This is a genomic window from Actinosynnema sp. NPDC023587 (assembly GCF_040640215.1).
In the GTDB taxonomy this organism is placed as follows: domain Bacteria; phylum Actinomycetota; class Actinomycetes; order Mycobacteriales; family Pseudonocardiaceae; genus Actinosynnema.
The window spans coordinates 217,066-234,140 of the sequence record NZ_JBFABG010000008.1 but is presented as its reverse complement, the minus strand read 5'-3'; the positions used below and the strand labels follow the sequence as shown (position 1 = coordinate 234,140).

16 protein-coding genes and 1 CRISPR repeat array are annotated in these 17,075 nt (G+C 67.8%); of the genes, 14 read left to right on the top strand and 2 right to left on the bottom strand.

Annotated elements, in window-relative coordinates; genetic code table 11:
- Positions 1-437: 437 nt before the first annotated feature.
- The 9 genes from AB0G01_RS22450 to cas2e all read left to right on the top strand — a co-directional run bounded on the left by AB0G01_RS22450 (position 438) and on the right by cas2e (position 9,867).
- On the top strand, positions 438-701 hold the full coding sequence (locus AB0G01_RS22450) for a hypothetical protein (RefSeq protein WP_360948484.1): 264 nt from the start codon (positions 438-440) through the stop codon (positions 699-701).
- 125 nt (positions 702-826) lie between these two features.
- Entirely contained in the window at positions 827-3,640 is a 2,814-nt protein-coding gene (gene cas3 / locus AB0G01_RS22445; protein ID WP_360948482.1) for a CRISPR-associated helicase Cas3', read from the top strand.
- On the top strand, positions 3,627-5,279 hold the full coding sequence (gene casA / locus AB0G01_RS22440; RefSeq protein ID WP_360948480.1) for a type I-E CRISPR-associated protein Cse1/CasA: 1,653 nt from the start codon (positions 3,627-3,629) through the stop codon (positions 5,277-5,279). The genes cas3 and casA overlap by 14 nt, the downstream gene beginning before the upstream one ends.
- Positions 5,276-5,941, top strand: coding sequence for a type I-E CRISPR-associated protein Cse2/CasB (gene casB / locus AB0G01_RS22435; RefSeq protein WP_360948478.1), 666 nt, complete (start codon positions 5,276-5,278; stop codon positions 5,939-5,941). The genes casA and casB overlap by 4 nt, the downstream gene beginning before the upstream one ends.
- Before the next feature lie 30 nt (positions 5,942-5,971).
- Positions 5,972-7,111, top strand: coding sequence for a type I-E CRISPR-associated protein Cas7/Cse4/CasC (gene cas7e, locus AB0G01_RS22430; protein WP_360948476.1), 1,140 nt, complete (start codon positions 5,972-5,974; stop codon positions 7,109-7,111).
- A complete protein-coding gene (gene cas5e / locus AB0G01_RS22425) occupies positions 7,108-7,842 on the top strand; it encodes a type I-E CRISPR-associated protein Cas5/CasD (protein WP_360948474.1) in 735 nt (244 codons plus the stop codon). Before cas7e ends, cas5e begins: the two co-directional genes overlap by 4 nt.
- Positions 7,842-8,507, top strand: a complete 666-nt coding sequence (gene cas6e, locus AB0G01_RS22420) for a type I-E CRISPR-associated protein Cas6/Cse3/CasE (protein ID WP_360948472.1) — start codon at positions 7,842-7,844, stop codon at positions 8,505-8,507. The genes cas5e and cas6e overlap by 1 nt, the downstream gene beginning before the upstream one ends.
- Before the next feature lie 23 nt (positions 8,508-8,530).
- Complete coding sequence (cas1e, locus tag AB0G01_RS22415) at positions 8,531-9,511, top strand: type I-E CRISPR-associated endonuclease Cas1e (RefSeq protein WP_360948470.1); 981 nt, start codon at positions 8,531-8,533, stop codon at positions 9,509-9,511.
- Positions 9,508-9,867 carry a type I-E CRISPR-associated endoribonuclease Cas2e gene (cas2e, locus tag AB0G01_RS22410; RefSeq protein ID WP_360948468.1) on the top strand — a complete coding sequence of 120 codons (360 nt, stop codon included), beginning with the start codon at positions 9,508-9,510 and terminating at the stop codon, positions 9,865-9,867. Before cas1e ends, cas2e begins: the two co-directional genes overlap by 4 nt.
- Positions 9,868-9,924: 57 nt before the next feature.
- Positions 9,925-11,607: direct repeats of the CRISPR family, unit length 28 nt; unit sequence GGACCACCCCCGCTCGCGCGGGGAAGAC.
- Between the two features lie 1,451 nt (positions 11,608-13,058).
- On the opposite strand, the gene AB0G01_RS22405 is transcribed toward cas2e, so the two are convergent.
- The gene (locus tag AB0G01_RS22405; RefSeq protein WP_360948466.1) at positions 13,059-13,562 is read right to left on the bottom strand and encodes a GyrI-like domain-containing protein; all 504 of its coding nucleotides are present in this window, start codon (positions 13,560-13,562) and stop codon (positions 13,059-13,061) included.
- Positions 13,563-13,784: 222 nt separating this feature from the next.
- A complete protein-coding gene (locus tag AB0G01_RS22400) occupies positions 13,785-14,108 on the bottom strand; it encodes a hypothetical protein (RefSeq protein ID WP_360948464.1) in 324 nt (107 codons plus the stop codon).
- A gap of 292 nt (positions 14,109-14,400) precedes the next feature.
- Here AB0G01_RS22400 and cynS point away from each other — a divergent pair, with 292 nt between their 5' ends.
- The 5 genes from cynS (at position 14,401) to AB0G01_RS22375 (ending at position 16,711) form a co-directional block, all read left to right on the top strand.
- The gene (gene cynS, locus AB0G01_RS22395; protein ID WP_360948462.1) at positions 14,401-14,850 is read left to right on the top strand and encodes a cyanase; all 450 of its coding nucleotides are present in this window, start codon (positions 14,401-14,403) and stop codon (positions 14,848-14,850) included.
- A 581-nt stretch (positions 14,851-15,431) separates the two neighbouring features.
- Positions 15,432-15,620: a DUF4926 domain-containing protein gene (locus tag AB0G01_RS22390; RefSeq protein ID WP_360948460.1), complete on the top strand. Its 189-nt coding sequence runs from the start codon at positions 15,432-15,434 to the stop codon at positions 15,618-15,620.
- A gap of 169 nt (positions 15,621-15,789) precedes the next feature.
- Positions 15,790-15,972 (top strand): hypothetical protein, encoded by a 183-nt coding sequence (locus AB0G01_RS22385; RefSeq protein WP_360948458.1) that lies wholly within the window; start codon positions 15,790-15,792, stop codon positions 15,970-15,972.
- A gap of 164 nt (positions 15,973-16,136) precedes the next feature.
- A complete protein-coding gene (locus tag AB0G01_RS22380) occupies positions 16,137-16,439 on the top strand; it encodes a serine hydrolase (RefSeq protein WP_360948456.1) in 303 nt (100 codons plus the stop codon).
- Positions 16,430-16,711 carry a hypothetical protein gene (locus AB0G01_RS22375; protein ID WP_360948454.1) on the top strand — a complete coding sequence of 94 codons (282 nt, stop codon included), beginning with the start codon at positions 16,430-16,432 and terminating at the stop codon, positions 16,709-16,711. Before AB0G01_RS22380 ends, AB0G01_RS22375 begins: the two co-directional genes overlap by 10 nt.
- The last annotated feature ends 364 nt before the right edge of the window (positions 16,712-17,075 follow it).

Below are 17,075 nucleotides of genomic sequence, written 5' to 3'. Positions count from 1 at the left end.
TGGGTATCGCCCGAGTAAGGACTGGCCGGCCCGGCCCGCTTGCTTGGCAGTCGTGTCTGAGCTACGGCTGGTGGGCCAACTGCAAGGCAAGCCGTCGTAGGAACAAAGGCGGGACGTGTAGCTCATCACACAGGTTCAACCATTAAGCCCACCTGCTGATTGGTTCCTGTGATCTTGCTCGGTAAGCTGCACTCACTGGGCACACCTCGCCCACAAGTCGAGGGTGCTTGATCCGGCCGTAAGGCAGGGTGATCCAGCGGGACGCGCAGCACATCGCACCGGCTGGAACTAGCAGTCTTCCCTGCTCCAGCGGGGATGTGGACGGTGATGCCGTCTGTAACCCCTGCGGCGAGCGGTCAGCCGCTCGCCGCAGGGGGTCGGCCTCGACTGGACCTCGAGCCCGTACTACCTCCAACTCCACGTGCGCAGAGAAGAAGGTGAGTGCGATCTTAACGAGCACCACCAACGATCCACCGGTCAGCCAGTCGATGACCCTGACGCCTCGTCGCCTGTCGATCTTGGCCTGCGCGGCGCTGCTCGCCTCCGGCATCGGAATGAGTGCCGCCCTTGATACCTGGGCTGACGTGCGCGAGTTGGTCAACCCGCTGCTTGCGGTCGGTGCCACCGGTGCGTCGGGTTCCGCCGCGTTCGTTCTGGCGTTCGTAGCGACCGTCGACGTGCTGCGCCGCTGGATCGGATAGGCCGGCGGTCGAGTAGGTCTACGGCGGACCGAGGCCGGCTATTGGCCCGCCGTAGCCCTACTTTTGCGGCTTGCATACGTCTGGATTGGTTCATTCGGGTGTATTCGGAGCTCGGTGAGTAACGCTTGCCGGACTCTCGAATATGTCCCCGCTGTGGTTCACGGCTTACCGCCGTTCGCAGGAAGGGGCATTCGCACATGGTGGTCGACTGGCGTCTGGTCTGGGCGAAGTCCGTCCATGATCGGCACGGCCGGTTGACGCACTGGTTGCCCTTGCAGCAGCACCTCGACGACTCTGCCGCCGTCGCGGGTAGGTTGGTGGACGAGTGGTTGTCGCCGCAGGTCGTCGGTCGAATCGCGCGGGACCTTCCTGACGGCGTCGAAGGTGTTCGCCTTCTGGCCTGTTGGCTTGCCGGAGTGCACGACGTCGGCAAAGCTTCCAGGGCTTTCTCCATTCAGGTGCCGGTTCTGGCCAATCGGATGCGAGATGCCGGATTGTTCGTGCGGGAGGGCCTTTTCTCGCATCCCGAACGACGTCGGGTGCGGCACGAGCTGGTGGGTCACGTGGTGGTCCGCGACTTCCTGGCCTCTCGCTACGGCTCGCCTCGATCGGTGATCGCCGACCAGTTGGCCGGCGTCGTGGGCAGTCACCACGGTGTGCCGCCGGAGAGGTTGACGCTGCAGGAGATCAGCCATGAACACGAGCTGATCGGCGAGGGTGCCTGGGAACGGGCTCGTGCGTACTTCCTGGAGCGCGCTTCGGCCGGTGTTCCTCTGGACCGGTACCGCGACGTGCGGTTGAGCAGGCCCGGTCAGGTGTTGCTGACCTCGATCGTCATCCTGGCCGACTGGATCGCGTCCAACGCCGACTTCTTCCCACTGCTGGAGGGGCACGAGCCGCCCGAGGACTTCGACGTGGAGGCTCGACTGGAGGACGGTTGGAACCAGCTCGGACTGCCCTCGCGGTGGCGTCCGCAGCGCGTCGGCTCCGATGTCGACTCCGCCTTCCGCTCCAGGTTCAAGCGTGATGCCGCTGGTGCGCGGCCGGTGCAGACGGCGGCTGTGCGGACCGCGGAGGCCATGACCAAGCCGGGTTTGATGATCGTCGAGGCTCCGATGGGTGCCGGAAAGACGGAGGCGGCGTTGTTGGCCGCGGAGGAACTCGCCGCCGCGTTTGGGGCCGACGGGGTTTTCTTCGCACTGCCCACGCAGGCGACCACCGACGCCATGTTCAACCGGGTGGACAGGTGGTTGAGCGCCGTGCCCGGCCGCGACGGCTCGGTGAGCGTGACGCTCGCCCACGGCAAAGCCTCGTTGAACGACCGGTTCGCGGGACTGATGCGTCAGGGGCGGTTCGCGTCCGCCGGCGAAGACGACGAGACGCCGGCCGTGGCGCATTATTGGCTCAGCGGTCGGAAGAAGGGTGTGCTCGCGTCCTTCGTCGTGGGCACCATCGACCAAGTGCTGTTCGCGGGTCTGAAGAGCCGCCACCTGATGCTGCGCCACCTCGGCTTGGCGGGCAAGGTGGTGGTCATCGACGAAGTGCACGCCTACGACGTGTACATGTCGCGGTACCTGAACCGCGTCCTGCACTGGCTCGGCGCGTACGGCGTCCCCGTGGTCCTGCTGTCGGCGACGTTGCCCGCCGAACGACGGGCCGAACTGCTCGCCGCTTACGACGGCGACACCCACGAGGTGCGACCGGATCTCGGTTACCCGTCCATCTCCGCGTCCGGCGGCCTGCCGGTCCGGGAGCTGCCGCTGCCGGACACCGGCACAGCGGTGGCGCTGGACCGCCTGCCCGATGACCTGGACACGTTGGTGTCCTACTTGCGCACCCACCTGGACCAGGGTGGCTGCGCGGTCGTCGTGCGCAACACCGTGACGCGCGTGCAGGAGACCGCCGAACGACTGGAGGACGAGTTCGGCAGGGACAACGTCACCATCAACCACTCGCGGTTCCTCGCCTGCGACCGGGCGCGGATCGACAAGGGGTTGCTCGACAGGTTCGGACCGGAAGGCGCGCGTCCCGGTCTGCACGTCGTGGTCGCCTCCCAGGTGGTCGAGCAGTCCTTGGACGTGGACTTCGACCTGATGGTCACGGACTTGGCACCGGCGGACCTCGTGCTGCAACGGTTGGGGCGGTTGCACCGACATCAGCGGACACGGCCCGTGCCGGTGCGGCAGGCGCGCTGTGCGCTGGTCGGTGTCGAGGACTGGGCGGGGGAGCCCGTGCGGGCGGTGCCCGGCTCACGGCGCGTTTACGGCGATCACCTGTTGTTGCGGTCGGCCGCGCTGCTGGTCGACCGCGACGCGCTGGAGCTTCCCGCCGACATCGCGCCACTGGTGCAGTCCGCCTACGGCACCGAACCCCTGGGCCCCGGTTCGTGGCGGGCGGCGATGGTCGACGCGGCCGAGGACGCTGCTCGCCGGGCTGCCGACCGGGTCACCGCTGCCCGGACGTTCCTGCTGGACGAGGTCGGTTCGACCAGGTTGTCACTCGTCGGTTGGGTACGAGCGGGGATCGGTGACACCGACGACTCCTCTCGCGGTGCGGCGCAGGTGCGTGACGGTGCCGAGTCGCTGGAGGTCCTGGTCGTGCGGAGCGATGCCGCCGGAGGTCTGCTGACACCCGAGTGGATCGAACGCGGCGGCGGGATGCCGATCCCCACCGATCTGGAGATGGAACCGGCGCAGGCCCGGGTGGTCGCGGCGTGCGGACTGAGGCTGCCACCGGCGATGAGCCACCCCGGGATCGACCTCGACGTGATCGATGCCTTGCAGCAGAACTACTTCTCCAGCTTCGAGACATCGCCGTTGTTGCGCGGGCAGTTGGTGCTGGTCCTCGATGACGAACGCCGCGCCGTGGTCAAGCACGGCAAAGCGCACTTCGGCTTGACTTACGACCCTCGCAGGGGACTGGTGCATGAAAAACGATGAGCCGAGGCCGTTCGACCTGATCGACCAGCCGTGGCTGACCGCACGTACGGTGGACGGCCATCCTGTCGAGTTGTCGTTGGCCGAGGTGTTCGAACGGGCCCACACGCTGACCGGGTTGGTCGGTGACGTGCCGACCCAGGTGTTCGCGTTGACGCGGCTGCTGCTGGCCGTGCTGCACGGCGCGGTCGACGGGCCGAGGGACCTGGACGACTGGGAACAGATGTGGCTGCGGGACGAGCTTCCCCACCGGGACGTGCGCGCCTACCTGGACCGCCATCGCGCGCGGTTCGACCTGTTCCACGAACGAACCCCGTTCCTCCAGGTCGCCGGTTTGCGCACGCAGAAGGGCGAGGTGGCGGAGCTGAACAAGCTGATCGCCGACATGCCCAACGGTCACCCGTTCTTCACCACCCGACTGGGTGGGGAGGTGTCGTTGTCGTTCGCCGAGGCCGCCCGCTGGGTCGTGCACTGCCATGCCTTCGACCCGTCCGGGATCAAGTCCGGCGCGATGGGTGACGACCGGGTCAAGAGCGGCAAGGGTTACCCGATCGGCACCGGGTGGGCCGGCTACCTGGGTGGTGTCCTGCCCGAGGGGCGGACGTTGCGCGACACCCTGCTGCTGAATCTGATCCCCTCGCGGGCAGGAGTGCTGCAACGGTCCTCGTCGGACCTGCCACCGTGGGAACGCGACCCTCTGGGCCCTCACGAAGACGCGCCCGCCGGACGTCCGGCGGGCCCGGTCGACCTCTACACGTGGCAGAGCCGACGCCTGCGCCTGGTCCGCGACGGTGAGCGGGTGACCCGCGTGCTGATCTGCAACGGTGATCGCATCACACCGCAGGACAAGCACGACTTCGAACCGCACACCGGGTGGCGTCGCAGCAAGGCGCAGGAGAAGAAGCTACGCCGGGCCCAGGTCTACATGCCGCGCGAACACGATCCGCAGAAAGCGGTCTGGCGAGGGCTGCAGGCGATGCTGCCCGGCGCGGAACGCGCCCAGGACGGGGAAGCCGCCCCATTTCTGGCACCACGGGTACTGGAATGGATCGCCGAGGTCGAGGAGGTCATCGGCGGTGACTTCCCCGTGCGCTTGCACACCATCGGCATGACCTACGGTTCCCAGAGCGCGACCACCACGGACATCGTCGACGACGTGCTGTCGATGCGGGCGGTGCTGCTGCGCGTGCAGGACGCACAACTGGCGAAGACGGCGGTGACCAGCGTTCGTGCCGCGGAAAACGCGGCACAGGCGCTGGGCAGGCTCGCCGAGAACATCGCCACGGCGGCAGGTGCGGGCAAGTTCGAGAAGGAAGCGCCTCGGGCGCGGGCCATCGAATCGGCCTACGCCGAGTTCGACCCGCTGTTCCGCACGTGGCTGCGCGACCTGCGCCCGGCCACCGACCCGGAGGCCGCCGCGACCGAATGGCACAGCACCGCCGACCGAGCTGTCCGGACACTGGGGGCGGACCTGCTGCGGCAGGCTCCAATGAAGGCGTGGTCGGGCCGGGTCGTGGGTGGCCGGCTGATCACCTCGGCCCACGCCGACCGGTGGTTCCGCACCGCGCTGCGCAACGCGCTTCCCTACGCATACCCCGAAACCGATCAGACCGACACCGAAAAGGACAAGGTGGCGTCGTGACCGTCGCGCAGGAACGGGCGGCTGCGTCGAAGCAGCCGAAGTGGGCCGAGCTGACCGAGGTCGGTGCCGAGGTCCACGCCAGAATCCTGCCGTTGCAGGAAGGCGTGCTCGCCAACCGGTCCGACGCCGTGGCCGGGTTGGCGCGGCTGCGGCGCGGTGTGGGCAAGCCCGTGGGCAGCGTGAACGAGATCCTCCAGTACACCGTGTCGGAGAAGTTCGCGGGCCCTGCGGCCGGCGACGAACCGACTCCGGCGGAGACCGCCGCGCACGTGGCGATGACCCTGTACGCGGCGCACCAGCAATCGCAGCGCAAGCGGATGCACCAACGCGGCTACGGCCTGGGTCGAGCGGTGCGGTTGCTGCACCCGGAGGACTTCGGCACGCTCGTGCCACCGGTGCTGCGCCGGTTCCAGGCATTGGGAACCGCGCAGAGCTTGGAGGAACTCGTGCACCACCTGCGCGGTATGGCACAACTGCTGCGCAACAAGGGAATCCCTCTGGACTACGCTCTGCTGGCCGACGAGCTGACCCGATGGCAACGCCGTGGAGGCCCGTCGATCGTGCGCCTGCGCTGGGGCCGCGAGTTCTACCGCGTCCCCGCTCCCGTCGACGACGCCACCGCCGCTCACACCGCCGCCGGCCCGGCAACCGACTCCCGCTGACCCCCACCTCCAGTTCCGAAGGACTTGTCCATGTCTCGCACCATCGTCGACGTCCACGTCGTCCAGACCGTGCCGCCGAGCAACATCAACCGCGACGACACCGGTAGCCCCAAGACCGCCGTCTACGGCGGGCGACGGCGGGCGCGGGTGTCCAGCCAGTCCTGGAAGCGCGCCACCCGGGACTCCTTCGAGCAACTGCTCGACCCCTCCGAGCTGGGGGTGCGCACCAAGCGGGTGGTGGAGCTCGTGGGCGAGGAAATCACCCGGCAGCGCCCGGAGCTGGCGCAGCGGTCGGCGGAGCTGGCCGAGGCGGTGCTCACCGCGGCCGGTATCAAGATCAGCCCGGCGCGCAAGAAGGAGGCCCTGCCGGAATCGGGCTACCTGCTGTTCTTGAGCAACCGACAGATCCAGAACTTGGCCGAGTTGGCGGTCCACGCCGCCGACGTGGCCGGTGAGGGCAAGCCGGAAATCGCCAAGACCGAGGCGCGGGCACGGGCCGACCAGGCGCATTCGGTGGACGTGGCGTTGTTCGGGCGCATGGTGGCCGACGCCACCGACCTCAACGTCGACGCCGCCTGCCAGGTAGCCCACGCGCTGAGCGTGCACGCGGTGGACAACGAGTACGACTACTTCACCGCGGTCGACGACCACAAGAAGGCGGACGAGGAGGAGGACGCCGGGGCTGGGATGATCGGCACGATCGAGTTCAACTCCTCCACCCTGTACCGCTACGCCACCGTCGACGTCGACCGGTTGCACGACAACCTCGGCGACGCCGAAGCCACGCGGCGGGCGGTGGAGGCATTCGTGCGGGCGTTCGTGTCCAGCATGCCCACCGGCAAGCAGAACACCTTCGCCAACCGCACCCTGCCCGACGCGGTCCTGGTCGTGGTTCGCAAGACGCAGTCGATCAACCTGGTGGGGGCGTTCGAGGAAGTCGTGCCCGACGACACCGACGGCGGACGGGTGGTGACCGCGATCGGCCGGCTGGCCGAGCACGCCCGGGAACTGCACGAGGCGTTCGACGAGCAGCCGGTGGACGCCTGGGTGTTCGGGGTGGGGGAGAAGAAGGTGGCTCCGCTGGCCGAACTGGCGCGGCGCAGCACGTTCGACCCGACCGTGCGTGAGGTGGGCACCCTGGTGGCCGAGCGGCTCGCGGAGCAGGCGTGACCACTTTGCTGCTGCGGCTGGGTGCCCCGTTGCAATCCTGGGGCACCAGCAGTCGCTTCGTGCGCCGCAACACCGACCGCGTCCCCAGTCGCAGCGGTGTTCTCGGCCTGTTGGCCGCCGCCCAGGGCCGTCGTCGCACCGACCCGCTGGAGGAACTGCTCGACCTGCGCATCGGCGTCCGCATCGACCAGCCGGGACAACTGGAACGCGATTTCCAGACCGCCCGCACCCGCGACGGGTCCGCCTCGATGCCGCTGTCCTACCGCTTCTACCTCGCCGACGCCGTGTTCGCTGCGGCCGTCGAAGGCGAACCGGCACTGCTGGAAAGCCTGGAACAGGCGCTGCGGTCGCCGGTGTTCCCCCTGTTCCTGGGACGCCGATCATGCCCTCCCGCAGGGCGGCTGCTGCACGGACTGGCCGATGGCTCCACGCGCGAGCGCCTGGAGCGGCACCCGTGGCTGGCCTCACCCACCGTGCAGCGCCGCCATCAAGCCCCGACCAAGGAACTCGACATCGTGCTGGACTGCCCGCCGGGCGAACCGGACGCGGAACTCGTGCGCGACGAGCCGATCAGCTTCGACCCGCGCGAACGCCGCTACGGGTGGCGCTCGATCCACCGCTACCCCTTCGCGGTGCCCAACCCCGGCTACCGCGCACCGCAGGACGCGACCACGCCACCCTTCGCCGCGGACCCGTTCGACCCCATGGCGGCCTTCGAGGGAATCGCCTGATGTACCTGACCCGTTTCGAGATCAACGCAGCCCGCCGCGCAGCCCGCTCACTGCTCGCCTCACCGCAGAAGCTGCACGCCGCGGTCATGGCAGCCTTCCCGCCCAGCGCGCCCACCCCGACCGACGGGCGGGTGCTGTGGCGCGTGGACCGCAATCAGCACCAGGTCCTGCTCTACCTGGTCGGACCACACCGCCCCGACCTGACCCACCTGGTCGAGCAGGTCGGCTGGCCCACCACCCACACCTGGGACACCCGCGACTACCAAGCCCTGCTCGACCGGATCGAAGTCGGCCGGCAGTGGGCTTTCCGACTCCGGGCCAACCCGGTCGGCAACCGCCGCAAGAACGCCGACTCGACCCGATCGCAGCGCTTCGGGCACGTCACCGTCGCCCAACAGACCGGCTGGCTGCTCGATCGCGCCGAACGCCACGGCTTCACCGTGGTCACCGGTGAGCACAAGGAACCCGATGTCGCGGTGCACGGGCGCGAGCACGTGACGTTCAAACGCCAGGGCACCGACGTCACCTTGTCCACCGCGGTGTTCGAAGGACACCTGGAAGTCCTCGACGCCGACCTGCTGCGCGCCGGCCTGGTCAACGGCATCGGCCCGGCCAAGGGTTACGGCTGCGGCCTGCTCACCCTCGCCCCCGTCCGCCGCGTCTGAGGCACCTGTGCCCGAGGAGCTCCGTGCCAGACATCCCCGGTGCCAAGCCGGTCCCGCTGTCCCAGCTCGTCCGCGCCCAGGACCGACTGTCGTTCCTGTACCTGGAACACTGCGTCGTCAACCGTGACGACAACGCGATCACCGCCACCGACAAACGTGGCACCGTCCACATCCCCGCCGCAACCCTCGGCGCACTCCTGCTGGGGCCGGGCACCAACGTCACCCAACAGGCCATGGTGCTGCTGGCCGAAAGCGGCTCCACCGCCGTGTGGGTCGGTGAGCGCGGCGTGCGCTACTACGCCCACGGCCGCACCCTGGCGGCTTCTTCCCGGCTGCTGGAAGCCCAGGCCAACCTCGTGTCCAACACCCGCACGCGGCTGCGCGTGGCACGGCAGATGTACGCGATGCGCTTCCCCGGTGAGGACACCGACGGCCTGACCATGCAGCAACTGCGCGGCCGTGAAGGTGCCCGCGTGCGGCGGCTGTACCGCGAGCACGCCAAACGCACCGGCGTGGAGTGGCAGCGCCGCGACTACGACGTCACCGACTTCGACTCCGGCACCCCGGTCAACAAGGCCCTCTCCGCGGCCAACACCAGCCTCTACGGTGTCGTGCACGCCGTCATCGTCGCCCTCGGCTGCGCACCCGGCCTCGGCTTCGTCCACACCGGACACGTGCGGTCCTTCGTCTACGACATCGCCGACCTCTACAAGGCCGAGATCACCATCCCCGTCGCCTTCGACGTCGCCTCTCGTGAAGTCGCCGACATCGGCACCGAAACCCGCCGTGCCGTCCGCGACCGCATGCGCGACGGTGCCTTCCTCGAAACCTGCGTCCGCGACGTCAAAACCCTGCTCCAGGAGGACGACGGCTTGGTCGAGTACGGACCGGAGGCTTTCGAGGACCCCGACTACGAAGCCCGCAACGTCGTCATGCTCTGGGACGACAACGGCCGTGCTGTCGCCGGTGGCACCAACTACTACGACGATGAGGACGACCTGTGACAGTCATCGTCGTGGCTGCCTGCCCCGTCGGCCTGCGCGGCCACCTCACTCGCTGGCTGCTCGAAATTTCCCCAGGGGTCTTCGTCGGCAAAGTCAGCACCCGCGTGCGCAACCTGATGTGGGTCAGGGTCCTCGACATGGTCAAGTCCGGACGAGCGATCATGGTCTTCCGCGCCGACAACGAACAAGGGTTGGACTTCAAAGTCCACCACCACAACTGGCAACCCGTCGACTACGACGGCGTCCAACTCATGCTCCGACCGGCAGACCCCGACGAAACCGACGACACCGCACAAACCCCCAGCACCCGCAACTGGAGCACAGCGGCCCGCCGACGCCGTTACGGCAAACGCTGATCACCACACCACCAACGAACCGACACCCCAGCTCCGCCCGCAGGAAGACGAGAACACGGACCACCCCCGCTCGCGCGGGGAAGACCGGGACGGAGCTCGCGGCCGGCGGCGGCGAGGTAGGACCACCCCCGCTCGCGCGGGGAAGACTCGGCCTGGCGGTTTCGCCGCCACGGCAGGATGGGACCACCCCCGCTCGCGCGGGGAAGACTGGACGATCGCGTCGAGCTGCGTGGTGCTGATGGGACCACCCCCGCTCGCGCGGGGAAGACAACCTTGCTTATCGCACACTTCAACCGGGGGGTGGACCACCCCCGCTCGCGCGGGGAAGACCGGGACGGAGCTCGCGGCCGGCGGCGGCGAGGTAGGACCACCCCCGCTCGCGCGGGGAAGACTCGGCCTGGCGGTTTCGCCGCCACGGCAGGATGGGACCACCCCCGCTCGCGCGGGGAAGACTGGACGATCGCGTCGAGCTGCGTGGTGCTGATGGGACCACCCCCGCTCGCGCGGGGAAGACAACCTTGCTTATCGCACACTTCAACCGGGGGGTGGACCACCCCCGCTCGCGCGGGGAAGACCGTCGCTCCGGCGACGTGAGGATCTCACCAAACGGACCACCCCCGCTCGCGCGGGGAAGACGGTACCCGTGCGGTCGCGCCACGGCGCTCGCGCGGGACCACCCCCGCTCGCGCGGGGAAGACGGCGACGGCGGGCGCGACCGTCCTCGGATCGCTGGGACCACCCCCGCTCGCGCGGGGAAGACGAAGCCGCCCACGACGCGGTGATGAACGTCGTGGGACCACCCCCGCTCGCGCGGGGAAGACCACGCCGGAAGCGCGCGACGCGGTTCGCAGGTTGGACCACCCCCGCTCGCGCGGGGAAGACTCGACCGCAGTTCGTCGGTCGACCACAGAGGTGGGACCACCCCCGCTCGCGCGGGGAAGACATCCAGCCGTACGAGATGCCCTGCGCGAACCGAGGACCACCCCCGCTCGCGCGGGGAAGACAACCACTGCAACCCGAACTGGGTGGCGGTGAGGGGACCACCCCCGCTCGCGCGGGGAAGACCCTCGTCTGGTTCGTGATCAAAGTGGACGGGTTGGACCACCCCCGCTCGCGCGGGGAAGACGCCGCCACGGAGGTTCACGAGCTGACGGGCTGGGGACCACCCCCGCTCGCGCGGGGAAGACGAGGAGAGGGTCTGTCCCCTCGGCGTCGCACTGGGACCACCCCCGCTCGCGCGGGGAAGACTTGGTCCGCTGTCGCTTCCCGGTTTCCGGATCGAGGACCACCCCCGCTCGCGCGGGGAAGACCCATCCCGGTGAGGTCGGCGAACACCGTCGAGTTGGGACCACCCCCGCTCGCGCGGGGAAGACCACTACGTGCACTACAACGCGGGTTCGGGAGCGGGACCACCCCCGCTCGCGCGGGGAAGACCCACCAGTGTGGTGACGGGCCGCTCGGGTCTCGGGACCACCCCCGCTCGCGCGGGGAAGACTCCCGCAGCGACGCCTACGCCGAGGCGATCGAGGGACCACCCCCGCTCGCGCGGGGAAGACCCGCCTGGCCCTCGATGACGGTCGACGCAAATCGGACCACCCCCGCTCGCGCGGGGAAGACCACGTGCGGAGGTGGGTCGGGCGCACCGCGCGCAGGACCACCCCCGCTCGCGCGGGGAAGACGCCGGACCGGGTGACGCGCCCGCTCGTGTGGTCGGACCACCCCCGCTCGCGCGGGGAAGACCCTTTTTGACCTGTGAGTTTACAGCGTGGTGTGCCGGTTTTGATTCGGTTCATCGTGGTTTCGTTTAATCGGCCTGCCGCCGGTCGGTGGCACGCGCACCCTGCGGACGGCCGAGTGCTCCCATCGGCCAGGCGGCCACATCGCCGGTCCGCCACGTCGCATCGAGTACGAAGGGTAACCGGGTCAGGTTGGTGCGGAGCTGGCTGGTGGTTCCGCCGCCGGGTGAAGTGAAGGGCGATCAGGCCGCCACCGAACCTGATTCTCGCCACCCAGTCCGCTGGCAACCAGCTTGCCGGGGCAGTGGCTGTCAGGACGAGGGTCAGTTCGACGGGCATGATCCAGCGCCGCAGGGGTGCAGTCGTGTACGCGGCCGGGGTTCGTGTTAGCGCGGTGGTAGTGCCAATTTCTGGCCACCCGATGGGGTGTTTGTGACTTTTGCTGGCTGGCCAGTGCAAGCTGCTGTGCCTCTTGCCGACCTGGTACGGGACGTGCGTGATGTGTGCGTGTCTCTGGATGGAGGCGTGTGAGATGTCGATGGTTGGTGGTCGGTGAATTGCGGGTGCAGTCGATCGACTGACCCAGGAGTGAAAGTCATTCACGATCATGGACATGGACTGTCGGCGAACGACCGGCACCGTGGCGATGGGCTTTTGCCAGAATCCCATCAACGACCAGTCGGCGCAGCGGTGATGAGGCGAGGTGCGAACTTCAGATGTCGCCCAGTCGCTGTCGTCAGTGGATGTTGAGTCGGGTGATCGCTGCTTGATCGGAGGCTGGGTGCGGCAGCGGCTGTAGTGGTCGGGTGTTGGCGATGCCTTGATGCCACGGTGCCCCCGGGCGGGGTTCTCCTGCGGTGGGCGCGGCACCAGGAGCCGGGTGGAGTGAATGGTCCGTGGTCGGTCCGGGGACTTGGCGGCATGCCGACGGTCGAGGAGGTCCTTGCGCCGGCGTGGAACTGTCTCCGGGCGTGCGAATAACCGGAGTCGACGAGGTGCGTCGATCGGGAGTGCATGCGGCAGTGCTGCGACGAACGTTTGGTCGCCGGGAGGGAGTTGTGGACGGGCGTTGCCCAGTTGGCGTTCCAGGACGGTGGTCTGATGCCGTAGCGCCAGGTTTCCTCGATCGGAGCAGCACGGCCGGCCGTTGTGCCGTGCTGGCCAACATCGCGGCGGATGGCAACCGTGCCAGTGAGGCTCCGAATACTGGCGCACCCTTGTCTGAGGGCGATTGTCAGGGCTCGGTAGCACGGGCTACGGCGGACTGGCTACATACTCGACCTACGCTGGAAGCGAGACGGTTCCGTTGTCGGGAGGGCCTGCCTCCGACGAACTCGGTGACCGATGTCCGCGTATACCCGGCTGAGCGCGATAGCCAGCCAGTTCGGCGCTCAAAATGGTTCTGGGCCCCGGCCGTGGCGTCCGCTCGATAGCCGGGGGAGGTGGCAGAGTTGCTCAGGCGCTTTCCTCGGCGAGGAGGATGTTGAGCTCGACGCGCCATTTGGTCTTCATGCGTTCGGATCGAGGGTCGGTGAGGTATGCCTCGTAACGACATGCGAAGTGGTCGCCAGCGGGTTCGTCCCACCTGTCGAGCCTGATGTTGTTGTCTCGGACCCAATCGAGCAGCGTGCGGTTGGCACGTCGGGCGTGGTTGACGTAGGTGAGTGCGGCGTACCGGCCCGCTGGCAGCGTGCCCGCGCGGACACGGTCGTCGCCTTCGAGTGCCTCGTGGGTGACGGTTCCCAGTTCGACGTCCATCGGACCGTTCATGTCGATCACGTGCAGTCGGAAGAAGGTGAGGCCGAGGTGGGGCACGTCGCGTGCGTCGAGCCACGTGTGAAGTTCGTCCATCAGCTTGTCGCGGACAGCGAACATGCCTCGAAACGGTGTGACGACACGGATACCCACGTAATGGCTCGCGGGCTTCGACACGATTCTGGGGCCGTCGACGATCTCCACGCGTGCACGCTAGCACTGCGGCAGTGGCGCTCAGCTAACGCTCGCCGGAGCCACAACCACTGGGGCGTGCCGGGTTCGGCGAGGCGACGTTCACCGAAGGAGCCGCGTTCTACTGGGCGAGGTCCACCGAGGGCACCAGGCTCAGCCGAGCGAACGTGCAGCATTTGGTGACGTACTCGTTGGGGCCCATCGGTTGGCGACTCGCCGATGACCATCAGGCTGTCAACGGCCGTGACGGCACCTGGCACCGCCCACCAAGGAAGAGGACGGCTCCAGCGGGGACCCGATCTCACCGAGCGGCTGCCCGACCTCGTTCGGCTCCACCGAGAATCTGAAGGTGACGATTCCTCCGATCATGAGCGCGACGACGAGTGCGACCGCGAGGTTGCCGACGAACACCAGCGACCGGTAACGCAGGACCGTGCGTAGCCGGGCACTGGGCCGCTTGTCGATCAACGCCAGTGGAACGAGAGTGAAGACGAGCGCGTCGCCGGTCTGCACCGTGACCGCGAACGTGGCAGCGAGCGCGGGGATCGCACCGGCCATGAACGCCCAGGATGACGGTGTCGCATGTGGACACGAACGCCTTGGGCCGTCACCGGCGTCGATCATCTTTCGGGCGAGCTCCGTTGGGTTGACGTAGATCGTGGAACATCGCTTCTTCGGTTACGGTGGTGATAAAGTCGGAGCACAGGGGGTGACCTCCTTGTGACCGTTGTGCGGGGACCAGATCACGTCAGCCTCACTCCTGAGGTCGGTGGTTTCGGCGTGATCGTTTGCATCGCTGCAACGAACCTGAGGAAGTCCGGGCGCACGCCGCGACCTAGAGGAGATCGTCATGACGCCGATCATGAGCAAGTCCGATGCCGCCGACCTGGTGGTCGCCGCCCGGATGCGCAAGGGCCTGACCTGGGCGCAGATCGCCGATGAGCTCGGTGCCCCGGTCGTGTGGGTCACCGCCGCCCTGCTCGGACAGCACCCGATGACGCCGGAACAGGCCAAGACGGTCTGCGTTCTTCTCGACCTGGACGACGCCGTCGCGGAGAGCCTGCGGTGCCAGCCCGCTCGCGGCACGGACCCGGCCATGATGACCGACCCGACGATCTACCGCTTCGTCGAGGCGCTGTCGGTCTACGGGCCCGCGCTGAAGGAGTTGATCCACGAGGAGTTCGGCGACGGCATCATGAGCGCGATCAACTTCAAGGTTGACATCGCGCGCCGCCCCGACCCCGACGGTGACCGGGTGGTGGTCACCTTCGACGGCAAGTTCCTCGACTACCGGTGGTGACTCAGATCCGCTTCGCCACCTGGCCGAGCAGCTCCGATTCGCGGGCCACAAGCCACCGCACAGCGACCGCATCCCACCACGAGCACCCCGGCCGGCAACACTGCCACCTTGGGGTGTTACGAGCTGGCGCAGAGACTCTATCTGCGCTGACGTCGCAGGGTGCGTGTCGTGTGGTGGTGGGGGCATCGGATATGGCTGCGGGCATGTCAGGCGCAATATAGGATCATTGGTCTCGAAAATTAATTTATGTCCGGGTTTTCGGCGACTTCAAAAATATTTGGTCAATGAGTTGGCCGGAAATCGGTTCCTGTGGTCGCTACAGGTTGTGGCGTCAAGTCCGAGGGGTGGTCGCATTCGCGAGCGTCGAACTGGTGGTGTACGGCTCGGCATCCCGCGAGACCGAGGTTCGGTGGTCGGTCGCTTCCGATGATTGATCGTCCGCCCACCCACCGCTGACCCAATCGAGGTTGAAACGGCATTGCGGGTGTGCGGGAGGCGATTGGCGTACCTGGGGCGATACGTGGTGAGAGGATTGACGGGCTCACGTTGAGAGGAAATTTCTTGGCGTGCAAGGAAAACACATGAAACTCCATGACGTGGTCGAACTCCTGGTCGACGTACCCGAGGAAGGTCTGTGCGCAGGGGCGATCGGTGCGATCGTTGATGAATACGCCGATTCGGATGCGTGCGAAGTGGAGTTTATCGACAGTGAGACGCGGACGATGGCGATTCTTGCAATGCGTCGCCATTGCCTACGGCTGAAGGATTGATGGCTGTTCTCGCGTGGTGATCGTGATGCTGTCACGATCTGCGCTGTGGGTGACCGGTGGTCTCGCGGTTGGTGCCGCCTGGTCGAGGGGGGATCGGTCGGGATTCGGAGCTGCCCGTGTTGGACCCAGGGTGCTCACCGGGTCTTCGGTCATGGAAAGGATTTCCGTGGTGGCCACGGCCTGGTGCGTGGCCGTCGGGATTTCGACCGGTGCGGGCTCGGTGGCACTGGAACCCACGGCGTCCGGGCCGGTATCGGCCGGCCGGTCGTTCCTGATCGAACAGTTGCGGCGCGACGCCGACGCGCTCGTCGCGGGCGGCGGGCGGCGCGCGGGGGGTGTTGGTGGAGGTTGACAGCCCGCGCGGCAACCGTGACGAGCGCAGCGGGCACCAAGAGCTTCGTGGCCATCACGGTCCTCAAGGTCATGGGGAGGGCCGACTGTCCCTTGAGGACGCAGTGAACCGGTGGCTGCCGAGTTGTCGTTTCGGGCAACGGCGATGACGGCCGCAAGATCACCGTGCGCCGCCGAGGGTGTGCGGCTCGGCCCGGCGAAGGCTCCGCGCTTCGAGCCTGCACGGGCTTCTACTGCTCCAACACCGACTACCTGCTCGCCGGCATGGTGATCGAGGCGGTCACCGGCCGCACCTGGCAGCAGGAGGTGACCGAGTGGATCATCCGTCCGCTCGGCCTGCGGAACACGTCGGCGCTCCACAAGTCGCCCTTCATCTCGAACCCGCACGTCAAGGGCTACGGCATGTTCGCCGGGAAGGGGATCGACATGGGTCCGCCTATCCCCGATGGTGCTAGCGGGTGGACGTGACGTTGTTCAGCCCGACGATCGCCGGCACGGCCGTCGTGATGCTTGGGACCGGTGAGGACGGCAACAGGTTTCTTCAGGCCCTGCTCGGTGGAAAGGTGCTGAAGGCGGCGCAGCTCGCGGAGTTGAAGCGCACCGTGAACGCCGGCGACGGCAGGCGCAGCGTGATGATGTCGGCGAACAGCCGCACCCCGTGGGGTGCCGACAGTCGCCCAGCGCGCTCGCGAACAACTCGAACCGTTCGCCGACGTCCCCTCTCCGCGCGGGAGACGTAACCCTGGCCGTGCCTTCGCCAGGCGGGTCAGCGCCTCGGCCGGCCGCTTCTGCGCCATCCGAACGGCGCGCAGACGTCACCATTTCGGGTGCTACTGCTGGTAGTCGCGGGAATACCTGCGGTAGCGTCCGTCCGGGGTTCGGGCGCACTGTGGAAGAGCGGTGGCGCGGCGGTTGCGCGTCGTCGCAACGGCGGCGCGGTGTTCGTCGACGCAGTCCGAGAACCGCCTTCCCGTCACGTCAAGTCCGGAGTCGAGGTCAGTTCCCTGTCCGCTACGCACACCGATTCGTCCGCGCGCGATGAGGGTTTCGCCGTGTTGGGCGTCCCTGGACCGTTTCCCGAAACGGAACTGCACCACCCCCTCG

Excerpts from the sequence above, each read along its gene's own strand:
- casA (WP_360948480.1), top strand. The coding sequence starts at position 3,627 with ATGAAAAACGATGAGCCGAGGCCGTTCGACCTGATCGACCAGCCGTGG.
- cas7e (WP_360948476.1), top strand. The coding sequence starts at position 5,972 with ATGTCTCGCACCATCGTCGACGTCCACGTCGTCCAGACCGTGCCGCCG.
- cas6e (WP_360948472.1), top strand. The coding sequence starts at position 7,842 with ATGTACCTGACCCGTTTCGAGATCAACGCAGCCCGCCGCGCAGCCCGC.
- AB0G01_RS22400 (WP_360948464.1), bottom strand. The coding sequence starts at position 14,108 with ATGGCCGGTGCGATCCCCGCGCTCGCTGCCACGTTCGCGGTCACGGTG.
- cynS (WP_360948462.1), top strand. The coding sequence starts at position 14,401 with ATGACGCCGATCATGAGCAAGTCCGATGCCGCCGACCTGGTGGTCGCC.
- AB0G01_RS22390 (WP_360948460.1), top strand. The coding sequence starts at position 15,432 with ATGAAACTCCATGACGTGGTCGAACTCCTGGTCGACGTACCCGAGGAA.